Below are 13811 nucleotides of genomic sequence, written 5' to 3'. Positions count from 1 at the left end.
GATTAACGTACCTTCAGCGTTGCCAGGCCAATCAGCACCAGCATCAGCGAAATAATCCAGAAGCGCACGATCACGCGCGGCTCCGGCCAGCCTTTCAATTCATAGTGATGGTGAATCGGTGCCATGCGGAAAATGCGTTGTCCGCGCAGCTTGAACGACCCCACCTGGAGGATCACTGACAGCGTCTCTACCACGAACACGCCACCCATGATCACCAGCAAAAATTCCTGACGCAGCAACACCGCGATGGTACCGAGCGCGCCACCCAGCGCCAGCGAACCGACATCACCCATAAAAACTTGCGCCGGATAGGTGTTGAACCACAGGAAACCGAGGCCTGCACCGACAATCGCGGTACACACGATCACCAGTTCCCCCGCATGACGCAGATAAGGGATATGCAGATACTCAGCAAACTTCACGTTACCGGTCGCCCAGGCGACCAGCGCAAAGCCGGCAGCGACGAACACGGTCGGCATGATTGCCAAACCATCCAGACCGTCGGTCAGGTTGACGGCGTTCCCCGTCCCCACAATCACAAAGTAAGCCAGCAGAATGTAAAACAGCCCCAGCTGCGGCATGATGTCTTTGAAGAACGGCACCACCAGCTCTGTCGCCGGGGTGTCTTTACCCGCCAGGTAGAGCGCGAACGCCACACCGAGCGAAATCACCGACATCCAGAAGTATTTCCAGCGGGCGATTAACCCTTTGGTGTCTTTGCGTACCACTTTGCGGTAATCATCGACAAAGCCAATCACACCGAATCCAACCAGTACCACCAATACGCACCAGACATACGGGTTGGACGGATACGCCCACATCAACACCGATACAGTGATGGAAGTGAGAATCATCAGACCGCCCATTGTCGGGGTGCCGCGCTTACTGAAGTGCGACTCAGGGCCATCGTTACGTACCACCTGACCAATTTGCAGCTTTTGCAGCCAGGCAATCAGGCGTGGGCCCATCCACAGAGAGAGGAACAGAGCGGTCAGCAGGCTGACAATGGCGCGAAACGTCAAATAGGAAAAGACGTTAAAGCCTGAATAAAGTGCGACCAGATGCTCGGCCAGCCAAACTAACATGTTCCTTTCTCCTGTAAGCTCTGTACTACCTGCTCCATGGCGGCACTACGCGAACCTTTAATCAAAATCGTTAACTCCTGATGTTCGGACAATAACGTCCGTAAACGTTCAATCAGCGCGGCTTTGCTGGCGAAATGTTCGCCATTGCCACTGTTTTCACTGATCAACTGACTAAAGCGTCCGGTGCTCAGTACACAATCAATTCCAGCGGCTTTCGCCGCCTCGCCGACCTGACGGTGACAGGACTCCGTCTCATCACCAAGTTCCGCCATATCGCCGACCACCATGACGCGATAGCCCGGCATATCGCCCAGCACCTGCGCGGCAGCAGTCATCGATCCCACATTGGCGTTGTAGCTATCATCAATCAGCAGTTGATGCTCAGCCAGACGAACCGGGAAGAGGCGGCCTGGAACAGGCTGTAATTTCGTCAGACCTGCCTGAATTGCGCTGAGAGGTGCATCTACCGACAGTGCCAACGCGGCTGCGGCCAGGGCGTTGGCAATATTGTGGCGGCCCGGCAGCGGTAGCGTCACCGCGATATCACCGCGCGGGGTGTGCAGCGTGAATGCGGTGGCATCGGCGCGCAGTTGGATATCGCTGGCACCAAACTCCACCTCAGCTTGCGGTTGTGGTGAAAAACGCCACAAGGTTTTACCCGACAGCAACGGTTGCCAGTTCGCCAGATCATTGCTGTCGGCGTTGATAATGGCCGTGCCATGCTCTGGTAAGCCACCAAAAATCTCACCTTTGGCTTTGGCGACACCGGCAAGCGAACCGAAACCTTCCAGATGCGCTGCGGCAAGGTTATTCACCAGCGCCGTCTCCGGGCGTGTTAAATCGGTGGTATAGGCAATCTCGCCCTGGTGGTTCGCACCCAGCTCAATCACCGCGTAGTCATGGTCTTTGGTCAGACGCAGCAGCGTCATCGGCACGCCGAAGTCATTATTCAGGTTACCGGCGGTATACAGCGTCTCACCACACTCGCGCAGAATCGCTGCGGTCATCTCTTTAACCGAGGTTTTGCCGGACGAGCCGGTCAACGCGACCACACGGGCTTTTGCCTGTTGGCGCACCCAGGCAGCCAGTTGACCAAAAGCGATACGGGTGTCGGTCACCACGACCTGCGGTACCGCCACAGGCAAGTGCTTACTTACCAGCAACGCTTGCGCGCCACTGGCGATCGCATCGCCGACAAAGTCGTGTGCATCAAAGCGTTCACCCACCAGGGCGACAAACAGGCATCCTGCTGTCACTTTTCGGGTATCAGTGACCACGTCGTTGACGGTTGCATCGCTACCGTACAACGTACCGCCACTGACGTTCGCCAGTGTGTCGAGGGAAATCGGGATCATGCCATCACCCCCAGTAAACGGGCGACCGTGTCGCGGTCGGAATAGTCCAGGCGGCGATTGCCGACGATCTGATAATCTTCGTGCCCTTTACCTGCCACCAGCACGATATCCTCGGCTTTGGCTTGCATAATGGCGTTGGTGACCGCCTGCGCCCGCCCCGCTACCACGCGCGCGCGGCCAGGGTCGAGCAATCCGGTCAAGATGTCATTCACGATTGCCTGCGGATCTTCACTACGTGGGTTGTCATCGGTGATCACCACCACGTCAGCAAACTGTTCAGCAATCGCCCCCATCAGCGGGCGCTTGCCTTTATCGCGATCGCCACCACAACCAAACAGGCACCATAACTGACCTTTACAGTGCAGGCGCGCTGCTTCCAGCGCTTTCTCCAGCGCATCTGGCGTATGGGCGTAATCAACCACTACCGTAGGTTTTTCCGGCGCACTAAACACTTCCATGCGACCTGTGACCGGCAGTAACTGCGATGCGCTGCTGACCAGGGCATCCAGTGGGTATTCCAGCGACAGCAGCGTTGCCAAAGCCAGCAACAGGTTGCTAACGTTAAAAGCCCCCATCAGGCGGCTGTCAAACTCGCCATCACCCCAACTGGAGCTGAAGCGGATATGCGCCCCGCCATCGTGATAGTTTACGGCGGTGGCTTTCAGCCAGCGGCCATGACAACCGGGTTGCAGGTTATCCGCCATGGTGACGGCAACGGCATCCGGCAGGTTTGCCAGCCAACGACGTCCAACCTCGTCATCCGCGTTGATAATCGCCGCACCAACATGGTGTTCAGAGAACAACAACCATTTGGCCGCTTCGTAGCTTTGCATATCACCGTGATAATCGAGGTGATCGCGACTCAGATTGGTAAACACCGCAGCAGCAAACGGCAGAGCAGCAACACGATGCTGTACCAGGCCATGCGACGACACTTCCATCGCCGCCAGCGTTGCGCCCTGGCCTACCAGGTCGTGCAGGACATGCTGAACATCCACGGCGGAACCGGTGGTATTTTCCGTCGGTGCCAGTTGGCCATACAGACCATTACCCACCGTCCCCATCACCGCGCCCGTCTCGCCCAGCAGATTGGCCCACTGCGCGATCAATTGGGTGGTGGTGGTTTTGCCGTTGGTGCCGGTGACACCAATTAATTTCAGTTTTTCAGCAGGTTGCTGATAAAAGCGTCCAGCCAGTGCCGAGAGACGCTGCGGCAACTGCGCCAGATAGATAACCGGGACACCATGTATCTCGCGGATATCTCCATCGCTGGCTTCACCTTCGGCTTCGGCAATCACTGCCGCCACGCCCTGGGCAATAGCCTGCGGAATAAATCGACGTCCATCAGCATGATGGCCCGCCACGGCGATAAACAGATCGCCAGAAGCCGCAGAGCGGCTATCCAGTGTCATGTCACGGAGTGGACGCGCCGGCGCGCCCGGCACCCAAGGGGCCAGTAAGTCGCGCAGGTTACGATCTGTCACTTGATTCCTCACTCTGGCTCTTCACCAAATCGTTCTTATCATTTACCGGTAGCGCATCGGGTTCGATGTTCATGGTACGCAGTACGCCGCCCATGATGGCACCAAACACCGGTGCGGAGACCGCACCACCATAATATTTACCGGCCTGGGGATCGTTGATCACCACCACCAAAGCAAAACGAGGATGACTGGCAGGCGCTACGCCTGCGGTGTAAGCAATGTATTTATTGACGTAGCGTCCATCGGGACCGACTTTCTTCGCAGTACCGGTTTTGATCGCAATGCGATAGCCCTTGATGGCGGCCTTAACGCCACCGCCACCCGGCAGAGCAACGCTTTCCATCATATGCACCACGGTTTTCACCAGGTCTTCCGGGAAAACACGTTCACCGGCAACCGGTGGATCAACCTTGGTAATCGACAGCGGACGATAGACGCCATAGCTGCCAATGGTTGCGTAGACTCGCGCTAACTGTAACGGCGTTACCATTAGCCCGTAGCCGAAAGAGAAGGTGGCCCTCTCTATGTCAGACCACCGTTGTTTTTGAGGATATAAGCCACTGCTTTCTCCGACCAACCCCAAATTGGTCGCCTTACCCAGCCCAAAGCGCGCGTAAGTGTCTACGAGTGCTGAGGACGGCATCGCTAACGCCAGACGTGAAACCCCGACGTTACTCGACTTCTGTAGGACCCCGGTCAGGGTCAATTCGTTGTAGCGCGCCACATCTTTGATCTCATGACCATTGATACGATAAGGCACGGTATTCAGTACGCTGTTTTCTTTCACCACGCCGCGTTGCAGGGCAGTCATCACCACCATCGGCTTAACGGTGGAGCCAGGCTCGAAGATGTCGGTAATAGCGCGGTTACGCATCACATCTTTTGGCGTGTTGGCAAGGTTGTTCGGGTTATAGGCCGGGCTGTTAGCCATCGCCAGCACTTCACCGGTGTTAACGTCCACCAACACCGCAGAACCCGATTCGGCTTTGTTAAAGGCCACCGCGTTATTCAGTTCGCGATACACCAGCGCCTGCAAACGTTCATCAATGCTCAGCGTCAGGTTATGGGCAGCACGGCTATCCACCGAGGAGATATCTTCAATCACGCGACCGTAACGATCTTTACGCACCGTACGTTCGCCAGGTTCACCGGTCAGCCATTTGTCGAAGCTTTTTTCTGTGCCTTCAATGCCCTGACCGTCGATATTGGTAAAGCCAATCAGATGGGCAGTAACCTGACCAGCCGGATAGTAGCGGCGAGACTCTTCACGCAGATAGATACCGGGAAGCTTGAGTTTTTTGACATATTCGCCGATCGCCGGGTTCACCTGACGTGCCAGATAAACAAAACGCCCTTTCGGGTTGGCGTTGATGCGTGAGGCGAGTTGATCGAGCGGGATCGACAGCGCATCCGACAGCGCTTTCCAGCGGCTATCGACAGAAACGCCGCCGTGTTCATTCAGTTCTTTCGGATCGGCCCAGATGGCGTTCACCGGCACGCTGACCGCCAACGGACGCCCGGCGCGATCGCTGATCATGCCACGCGCGGTAGGGACTGCCTGCACACGCAGTGAACGCAAATCCCCTTCTTTCACCAGTTTGTCAGGATTAATCACCTGCAACCAGGCAACACGCGATAACAGGCCACCCAGCGCCAGTAAAATACAGCCGCACAGCAACGCAAAACGCCAGCTTACAAAGCTGGCCTTATCTTCCGGTTTTTTTAACTTCAGCGTTTTGCTTGCGCCGCTCATCAGGTTCTGAGATTCCTTATTGCTGCACCACAATGTTTTCCTGTGAAGGATCGACATGCTGCATTTGCAATTTCTCGGTTGCGATTCGTTCTACCCGGCTGTGATCGCCGAGTGCGTTCTCTTCCAGAATCAGGTTGCGCCACTCGATATCCAAGGCATCACGCTCCAGCACCAACTGTTCACGTTCTGCCGTCAGACGACGCGTCTTATGCGTGGTCGTGACCACCAGCATCGCGGAAATCAGGACCGCCACCAGCAACAGCACCGGAATCTTGCCAAAACGCAGCAGATCGCCACCAATGACACCGGGCAGGCTATGACGCTCGTTTCCGATCATGACGCTGTCCTTTCAGCAATACGCAGCACCGAACTGCGTGCGCGTGGGTTATCAGCGACTTCGGCATCGCCCGGCACCAGCTTGCCAAGCGTTTTCAGTTCCCGACCACCCAACGCCTTCAACTGCGTTTCGGTCATTGGGATACCTGCCGGTACTTGCGGACCACGACTCTGATCGCGCATAAAGCGTTTCACCAGGCGATCCTCCAGTGAGTGGAAGCTGATCACGGACAATCTGCCGCCAGGTGCCAGTACTGACAACGCCCCTTTCAGCGCGGTGTCGATCTCTTCCAGCTCACTGTTGATCCAGATACGAATCGCCTGAAAACTGCGGGTCGCCGGATGCTTGAATTTATCTTTTACCGGTGTTGCCGCAGCGATCACTTCAGCCAACTCTTTGGTGCGCGTCATCGGCTGCTCGCGGTTGCGCTCGACAATCGCCCGGGCAATGCGCTTGGCAAAACGTTCCTCACCGTAGGTCTTCAGCACAAAAGCGATATCGGCTTCTTCAGCGCTGAGTAACCATTCCGACGCTGACTGGCCACGCGTCGGGTCCATGCGCATGTCCAACGGCCCATCACGCATGAAAGAGAAACCACGTTCTGCGTCATCCAACTGCGGCGATGACACGCCTAAATCGAGTAAAACACCGTCGATCTTGCCGGTCAGCCCGCGCTCGGTTACGTATTCCGCCAGTGCCGAAAACGGCCCATGCACGATCGAGAAGCGCGGATCTTTTATCTCAGCGGCTGCGGCTATGGCTTGCGGATCGCGATCAATCGCCAGTAGCTGCCCGTTCGCGCCAAGTTGCGAAAGGATCAATCTGGAGTGACCACCGCGACCAAAAGTGCCGTCAATGTATATGCCGTCTTCCCTGATATTGAGAGCGTTTACCGCCTCATCCAGCAGCACTGTGGTGTGTTTGAAATTTTCCTGCATAGCTATAGCGACAAGTCCTGCAACCGCTCAGATAAAGGTTCCTGAGCTGACTGTTCTGCGTCAATATCATCCTTAACTTGTTGATACCAGGTCTGTTCATCCCACAGTTCAAACTTGTTGAACTGGCCGACCAGCATCACTTCTTTCGTCAGGCTCGCATGTTGGCGAAGGGTATTTGCCAACAACAAGCGGCCTGCATTATCCATCTGACACTCACTGGCATGCCCCAACAGCAGACGCTGCACGCGACGCTCGGCGGGGTTCATGCTGGATAAGCGAGACAGCTTTTTCTCAATGATTTCCCATTCGGGCAGGGTATAAAGCAGCAGGCAGGGCTGATGGAGGTCGATGGTGCAAACCATTTGACCCTGAGACTCTGCGATCAGCAATTCACGATAGCGTGTTGGTACGGCCAGCCGCCCTTTGCTGTCGAGATTGACTAACGTTGCCCCACGGAACATGCCAGCCTCACCCCTCAGATACCCTTTTTCACCACTTTATCCCACATTTTACCACGAAAAGAGTTTACGGAGCCGATGAAATCCTTGTCAAGCCGCAACGGCGAGTGAATATCACTCTTTACAGCGGGTGAAATAATTCAAAGAAGAGTGGAAGAAGACGATGAATGGCAAAATAAAAATTAACCTGATGAATAATGGAATAAAAATTTTCGCGTCATGAAAAATGGCGAAAAATAAAGCGCGTTGCCCCGTTAAGATAAATATCCCGCGTTATGCGACAGCGGCTGCATTTTAGGGGATTTCCGAAAAGAAGCCCAGCACCATCGCGACAGCTCTGCTACCCGCTGCTGCCGAAGATGTAAACAAATAAGAAAAGCCAGGCAGTTTAATTTGTTAGCAAATCAGGTGAAAATTTACGCTTTTTTACCTGAATGATGGCAGGGAAAATTAACCGGCTGGTTAATAAAGTGGGGCATCACGCCACCCCACCGATTCATTTTGTCCGACGGCTTAATTGACCACGGCGAAATAAATTACGTCGAATTCGGGTTAAACCCGGCTTCGGTTTTCGGGGTTCATCCAGTGACGCTAAAACAAGTTCAAGCACGCGTTCCGCAACATCACGATGACGCTGCCCTACGGCCAGTACCGGACACTCAAGGAAATCCAGCAATTCGTGGTCGCCAAAGGTGGCAATCGCCAGGTCGGTTGGCAGACGCCCGTCACGTTTCAGCGTCACATCCATCACCCCCTGTAACAGACCAAATGAGGTGGTGAACAACGCCTCTGGCATAGGATGATCTTCCAGATATTTCTCAAACAACGCCGCGGCAGCCGTGCGTTCAAAGCTATTGCAGTAGATATAATCGATTGGGCGCTCGTCGCCTTTCCACGCCTCACGGAAACCCATTTCGCGCAGGAAGCTCACCGACAGCTCCGGCAGCGCGCCAAGGAACAGGACGTTTTTCACCGGCAGCTGACGCAATTCAGCGGCCAGTTGCTGGGCATCATCCTGATCGGCACCGACCACGCTGGTAAAATGTTCACGATCCAGCGCACGGTCCAGCGCAATGATCGGCAGCGGATCGTTGATCCAGCGCTGATAAAACGGGTGTTCCGGCGGTAGTGAAGTAGAAACAATGATCGCATCAACCTGACGCTGCAAAAGATGTTCAATGCAGCGCATCTCGTTATCAGGCTGATCTTCAGAACAGGCGATCAGCAGCTGATATCCACGCTGCCGCGCCTGGCGTTCAAGGTAATTGGCAATGCGCGTATAGCTGGTGTTTTCCAGATCGGGGATCACCAGCCCAATGGAACGGGTACGCCCGGCGCGCAGGCCCGCCGCGACGGCATTCGGGTGATAATTGTACTCACGCACCACCGCCATCACTTTCTCGACGGTTTTGTCGCTGACACGATATTGCCGCGCTTTGCCATTGATCACATAGCTGGCCGTAGTGCGCGACACGCCAGCCAGGCGCGCGATTTCATCCAGTTTCACGATGACACCTTAATTCCTGATAAGCCCTGTGGCGAAAATGCCCGCAGAGTAGCTAAGGGTAAAACATTTGTAACATCTAACCGCAGAAAACTACGCTGAGCAACCGCTTTTATCCGTCAGCTTGTTCAAGCGCATAAAATAAAAAAACCCGGCATTACGCCGGGTTAGCATCGTGACTGTCTGTTACTGAAGGTGATTAACGCATGATGCGATCGCCGCGCGATACACCAACGATACCGGAACGCGCCACTTCAACAATTTCCGCTACGTCACGGACAGTGTTAAGAAACGCATCCAGCTTGTCGCTGGTGCCTGCCAGCTGAACCGTGTACAGCGTTGGCGTCACGTCGATGATCTGCCCACGGAAAATTTCCGCGCTGCGTTTCACTTCTTCGCGGCCATAGCCGGTCGCCTGGATTTTCACCAGCATGATTTCACGTTCAACGTAGGCACCCTGCCCCAGCTCGCTGACACGTAACACGTCAACTAACTTGTGCAGTTGTTTCTCAATCTGCTCCAGCACCTTTTCATCGCCGACGGTTTGAATCGTCATACGTGACAGGGTGGGATCGTCAGTTGGCGCTACCGTCAGGCTTTCAATGTTGTAGCCGCGTTGCGAAAACAGGCCAACCACGCGGGACAATGCGCCGGATTCGTTCTCCAGCAGTACCGATAAAATACGACGCATAATTATGTCCTCTCCGTTTTGCTCAACCACATCTCGTCCATACCGCCACCACGAATCTGCATCGGGTAAACGTGCTCGCTGCCATCAACCGTCACATCTACAAACACCAGTCGCCCTTTCGCCAGGGTTTCCAGTGCCTGGGTCAGCTTCTCTTCCAACTCGGCCGGATGCTGAATCGCGATACCAACGTGACCATAGGCTTCCGCCAGGCGTACGAAGTCCGGCAAGGACTCCATGTAAGATTGTGAATGGCGGCCAGAGTAGATCATGTCCTGCCACTGCTTCACCATGCCGAGGAAGCGGTTGTTGAGGTTCAGTACCAGCACCGGCAAATCATATTGCAGCGCGGTCGACAGTTCCTGAATGTTCATCTGGATACTGCCGTCACCGGTGACACAGATTACGGTTTCTTCCGGCAGCGCCATCTTCACACCCAACGCCGCAGGCAGGCCAAAGCCCATGGTGCCCAAACCACCGGAGTTGATCCAGCGACGGGGTTTGTCGAACTGATAATACAGCGCTGCGAACATCTGGTGCTGGCCCACGTCCGAGGTGACGTAAGCATCGCCTTTGGTCAAACGCCAGATGGTTTCGATCACTGCCTGCGGTTTGATTTTATCGCTGGTGCGATCAAATTCGAGGCATTTGCGACCACGCCAGCCATCAATGGTCTGCCACCAGTCGCGCAGGCTGTCGAGCTCCTGCTTCACCTCGGTCTGCGCCAGCAGTTCCAGCATCTGGGTCAGCGTCTGTTTCGCATCACCGACGATCGGAATGTCTGCGGCAACGGTCTTGGAAATCGAGGTTGGGTCAACGTCGATATGCATCACCGTGGCATTCGGGCAATACTTCGCCAGATTGTTGGTGGTACGGTCATCAAAACGCACGCCGATACCGAAAATCAGGTCAGCGTTATGCATGGTCATGTTGGCTTCATAAGTACCGTGCATACCCAGCATACCCACGCACTGACGATGCGTTCCAGGGAAAGCACCCAGCCCCATCAGTGAGGTCGTCACCGGGATGTTGAGCTTTTCCGCCAGTTGCAGCAATTCGGCTTCGCAACCCGAGGTAATAGCACCGCCACCGACATACATCACTGGCTTATGGGCCGCCAGCAGGGTTTGCAGCGCGCGCTTAATCTGCCCCTTATGACCCTGAATAGTTGGGTTATAAGAACGCATGCTGACCGACTCTGGCCAGACATAAGGCAGCTTATTCGCCGGGTTCAGGATATCTTTCGGCAGGTCAATCACCACCGGGCCCGGGCGGCCACTTTTTGCCAGCCAGAACGCTTTTTTGATGACGGTTGGGATCTCTTCGGTGCTTTTGACCAGGAAGCTGTGCTTCACCACCGGGCGGGAAATCCCCACCATGTCGCACTCCTGGAAGGCGTCATAGCCGATCAGTGACGACGGCACCTGACCCGACAGAACCACCATCGGAATCGAGTCCATATAAGCAGTGGCGATGCCGGTAATGGCATTGGTGGCGCCAGGACCGGAAGTCACCAGCACGACACCCACTTCGCCGGTAGCACGCGCCAGGCCGTCAGCCATGTGCACCGCGCCTTGTTCGTGGCGAACTAATACGTGGTCGATACCGCCGACCGTTTGCAGAGCGTCGTAAATATCGAGCACCGCTCCGCCCGGATAACCGAATACCTGCTTAACGCCCTGATCGATTAACGAACGGACGACCATTTCGGCTCCTGACAACATCTCCATTTTCTGCCTCCAGGCTTGAGGGACGGAATCCACGGACGTTCGCTTTCCAGCCGCGTCAGTGACATCCTGCCCCGGATTCGCCAATTAAGATCAAAACCTTATGTTTATGCTCAGAAGACGAAATTCATTTCCGCCTTCCAGGTACAGGGAATCTACTTGAGTTCATTCTTTTGAGAGTAGGTCGATTACCATAACCGCAGAAAACCCGGCAGGCAAACGTCCATCCCTCTCAGCTCCGCTTCTTTCCACCTCAAAGGCACTAAGGCGTGATAATTGCCCGCGAGGATTAAACTAATCCCAGCACAGAACAGCAGATGATAATGCTGGTTCGGTAATTATTTACAGCGAGTTATAAGAAATACACGATGCATATTTTGCAACATTCCAGCCCACAATCTTACCCGGCAATTAATTCCTGGCGTGATTATCTTTAAAATCCTTATCTGACGTGAGATTCGTCTAAACAACCGCTGCGCCATTGTTTTACCACCAGGCAAACAAACCCGATAAAATAAATTAAAATCAACAACTTAAAATAAATACTCATTTTTAAAACATTTTTGCAAGTGATCAAAATCGCCAGCGACGCGTTAATATTTGTTTTTCCTCTGAACAAGCGAATAATCCCAGCAGATCCACCTTGAGCACCTTGAGAAATAACCTTTCACTTATGGTTGACATCAGCGGCCTTTCTCAGTATCAATATGTGCAGCACTCAATTTACGAGGTTTGATCCATGTCCCGTTCTTTCCGTCTACTTGGTCTACTACTAATCGCATCCCCATTGCGCGGTAGACTCGTGGGCGGAATCAACAACTGATTCGAACCTGCAGAAAGTTTAAGAAAACCCGCGCCAATGCGCGGGTTTTTTTATGCTCGTAGCACCGGCGAAGTTAATGCATAAGGAAGATTACGATGAGCCAGCAAGTTATTATTTTCGATACCACTCTGCGCGATGGCGAGCAGGCGTTACAGGCCAGCCTGAGTGTTAAAGAAAAATTGCAGATTGCCCTGGCGCTGGAACGTATGGGCGTAGACGTAATGGAAGTCGGTTTCCCGGTCTCTTCTCCGGGCGACTTTGAATCCGTTCAGACCATTGCACGCACCATCAAGAACAGCCGCGTCTGTGGCCTGGCACGTTGCGTTGAGAAAGATATCGACGCCGCTTACGAATCTCTGCGCGTTGCAGAAGCGTTCCGTATCCATACCTTTATCGCCACCTCGCCGATGCATATCGCCACTAAGTTGCGCAGTACGCTGCCTGAGGTGATTGAGCGTGCGGTGCATATGATTAAGCGTGCGCGTAACTACACCAACGACGTGGAATTCTCCTGCGAAGACGGTGGCCGTACACCGATTGATGACCTGTGCCGCATGGTGGAAGCCGCGATTAATGCTGGCGCCACCACCATTAACATCCCGGACACCGTGGGTTACACCCTGCCGCACGAATACGCCAACATCATCAGCCAGCTGATCAATCGCGTGCCGAATATTGATAAAGCGATTCTGTCTGTGCATACCCACGATGACCTGGGCATGGCCACCGGCAACGCAATTGCAGCGGTGATGGCCGGTGCACGTCAGGTTGAGGGAACGCTGAACGGCCTGGGCGAACGTGCCGGTAACTGTGCACTGGAAGAGGTGATCATGGCGATCAAAACCCGCCAGCAGATCATGAACGTGCACACCAATATCAAACATCAGGAAATCTACCGCACCAGCCAGACCGTCAGCCAGATCTGCAACATGCCGATCCCGGCCAACAAAGCGGTGGTCGGTTCGAATGCCTTCGCCCACTCGTCCGGCATCCACCAGGATGGCGTGCTGAAAAACCGCGAAAACTACGAAATCCTGACGCCGGAATCGATCGGTCTGCATAAAATCCAGCTCAACCTGACCTCACGTTCAGGCCGTGCCGCGGTGAAACACCGTATGGAAGAGATGGGCTACAAAGAGACCGACTACAACCTGGATACCCTGTACGACGCCTTCCTGAAGCTGGCGGATAAGAAAGGTCAGGTGTTCGATTACGATCTGGAAGCGCTGGCCTTCATCAACAAACAGAATGAAGAACCGGAACATTTCCAGCTGAAAGAATTCAACGTGCAGACCGGCTCCAGCGTGACCGCCACTGCATCTGTTCAGCTGGGCTGTGGTGAAGAGATCAAATCTGACGCCGCCACCGGTAACGGTCCGGTCGACGCCGTCTATCAGGCGATTAACCGTATCACCGGCTTTGAAGCGGAGCTGGTGAACTACAAACTGACCGCCAAAGGCCACGGCGAGAACGCCCTGGGTCAGGTTGATATCGTGGTCAACTACAACGGTCGCAAATTCCACGGCGTGGGCCTGGCGACCGATATCGTCGAATCCTCCGCCAAAGCGATGGTCAACGCCCTGAACAATATCTGGCGTGCCAAACAGGTGGAAAAAGAATTGCAGCGCAAATTTAAAGAGCAAAAGGAAACGGTGTAAC

11 protein-coding genes are annotated in these 13811 nt (G+C 54.5%); 1 reads left to right on the top strand and 10 read right to left on the bottom strand.

Annotated elements, in window-relative coordinates; all coding sequences use genetic code 11:
• Positions 1-2 precede the first annotated feature (2 nt).
• From mraY to ilvI, 10 genes are all read right to left on the bottom strand, one after another.
• Complete coding sequence (gene mraY / locus CTZ24_RS03460; RefSeq protein WP_013507854.1) at positions 3-1085, bottom strand: phospho-N-acetylmuramoyl-pentapeptide-transferase; 1083 nt, start codon at positions 1083-1085, stop codon at positions 3-5.
• Positions 1079-2440: a UDP-N-acetylmuramoyl-tripeptide--D-alanyl-D-alanine ligase gene (gene murF / locus CTZ24_RS03455; RefSeq protein ID WP_208724779.1), complete on the bottom strand. Its 1362-nt coding sequence runs from the start codon at positions 2438-2440 to the stop codon at positions 1079-1081. The genes mraY and murF overlap by 7 nt, the downstream gene beginning before the upstream one ends.
• Positions 2437-3924: a UDP-N-acetylmuramoyl-L-alanyl-D-glutamate--2,6-diaminopimelate ligase gene (gene murE, locus CTZ24_RS03450; RefSeq protein ID WP_021184742.1), complete on the bottom strand. Its 1488-nt coding sequence runs from the start codon at positions 3922-3924 to the stop codon at positions 2437-2439. The genes murF and murE overlap by 4 nt, the downstream gene beginning before the upstream one ends.
• Complete coding sequence (locus CTZ24_RS03445) at positions 3911-5677, bottom strand: peptidoglycan glycosyltransferase FtsI (RefSeq protein ID WP_208724778.1); 1767 nt, start codon at positions 5675-5677, stop codon at positions 3911-3913. Before CTZ24_RS03445 ends, murE begins: the two co-directional genes overlap by 14 nt.
• Positions 5678-5693: 16 nt before the next feature.
• Positions 5694-6014 carry a cell division protein FtsL gene (ftsL, locus tag CTZ24_RS03440; protein WP_021184744.1) on the bottom strand — a complete coding sequence of 107 codons (321 nt, stop codon included), beginning with the start codon at positions 6012-6014 and terminating at the stop codon, positions 5694-5696.
• Positions 6011-6952, bottom strand: a complete 942-nt coding sequence (rsmH, locus tag CTZ24_RS03435; protein ID WP_208724777.1) for a 16S rRNA (cytosine(1402)-N(4))-methyltransferase RsmH — start codon at positions 6950-6952, stop codon at positions 6011-6013. Before rsmH ends, ftsL begins: the two co-directional genes overlap by 4 nt.
• 2 nt (positions 6953-6954) lie before the next feature.
• On the bottom strand, positions 6955-7413 hold the full coding sequence (gene mraZ / locus CTZ24_RS03430) for a division/cell wall cluster transcriptional repressor MraZ (protein ID WP_021184747.1): 459 nt from the start codon (positions 7411-7413) through the stop codon (positions 6955-6957).
• Between the two features lie 493 nt (positions 7414-7906).
• Positions 7907-8917: a catabolite repressor/activator gene (gene cra / locus CTZ24_RS03425; RefSeq protein ID WP_021184748.1), complete on the bottom strand. Its 1011-nt coding sequence runs from the start codon at positions 8915-8917 to the stop codon at positions 7907-7909.
• A 196-nt stretch (positions 8918-9113) separates the two neighbouring features.
• Positions 9114-9605, bottom strand: a complete 492-nt coding sequence (gene ilvN, locus CTZ24_RS03420) for an acetolactate synthase small subunit (RefSeq protein WP_021184749.1) — start codon at positions 9603-9605, stop codon at positions 9114-9116.
• 2 nt (positions 9606-9607) lie between these two features.
• Complete coding sequence (ilvI, locus tag CTZ24_RS03415; protein ID WP_021184750.1) at positions 9608-11332, bottom strand: acetolactate synthase 3 large subunit; 1725 nt, start codon at positions 11330-11332, stop codon at positions 9608-9610.
• 915 nt (positions 11333-12247) lie between these two features.
• On the opposite strand from ilvI, the gene leuA reads away from it, so the two are divergent.
• A complete protein-coding gene (leuA, locus tag CTZ24_RS03405) occupies positions 12248-13810 on the top strand; it encodes a 2-isopropylmalate synthase (protein ID WP_021184752.1) in 1563 nt (520 codons plus the stop codon).
• Position 13811: the final 1 nt, after the last annotated feature.

Source organism: Pantoea phytobeneficialis, from assembly GCF_009728735.1.
In the GTDB taxonomy this organism is placed as follows: domain Bacteria; phylum Pseudomonadota; class Gammaproteobacteria; order Enterobacterales; family Enterobacteriaceae; genus Pantoea; species Pantoea phytobeneficialis.
Note: the sequence above shows the minus strand (reverse complement) of the source record. Positions and strands in the feature narration are given on the sequence as shown.

Excerpts from the sequence above, each read along its gene's own strand:
- mraY (WP_013507854.1), bottom strand. The coding sequence starts at position 1,085 with ATGTTAGTTTGGCTGGCCGAGCATCTGGTCGCACTTTATTCAGGCTTT.
- murF (WP_208724779.1), bottom strand. The coding sequence starts at position 2,440 with ATGATCCCGATTTCCCTCGACACACTGGCGAACGTCAGTGGCGGTACG.
- CTZ24_RS03445 (WP_208724778.1), bottom strand. The coding sequence starts at position 5,677 with ATGAGCGGCGCAAGCAAAACGCTGAAGTTAAAAAAACCGGAAGATAAG.
- ftsL (WP_021184744.1), bottom strand. The coding sequence starts at position 6,014 with ATGATCGGAAACGAGCGTCATAGCCTGCCCGGTGTCATTGGTGGCGAT.
- rsmH (WP_208724777.1), bottom strand. The coding sequence starts at position 6,952 with ATGCAGGAAAATTTCAAACACACCACAGTGCTGCTGGATGAGGCGGTA.
- mraZ (WP_021184747.1), bottom strand. The coding sequence starts at position 7,413 with ATGTTCCGTGGGGCAACGTTAGTCAATCTCGACAGCAAAGGGCGGCTG.
- ilvN (WP_021184749.1), bottom strand. The coding sequence starts at position 9,605 with ATGCGTCGTATTTTATCGGTACTGCTGGAGAACGAATCCGGCGCATTG.
- ilvI (WP_021184750.1), bottom strand. The coding sequence starts at position 11,332 with ATGGAGATGTTGTCAGGAGCCGAAATGGTCGTCCGTTCGTTAATCGAT.
- leuA (WP_021184752.1), top strand. The coding sequence starts at position 12,248 with ATGAGCCAGCAAGTTATTATTTTCGATACCACTCTGCGCGATGGCGAG.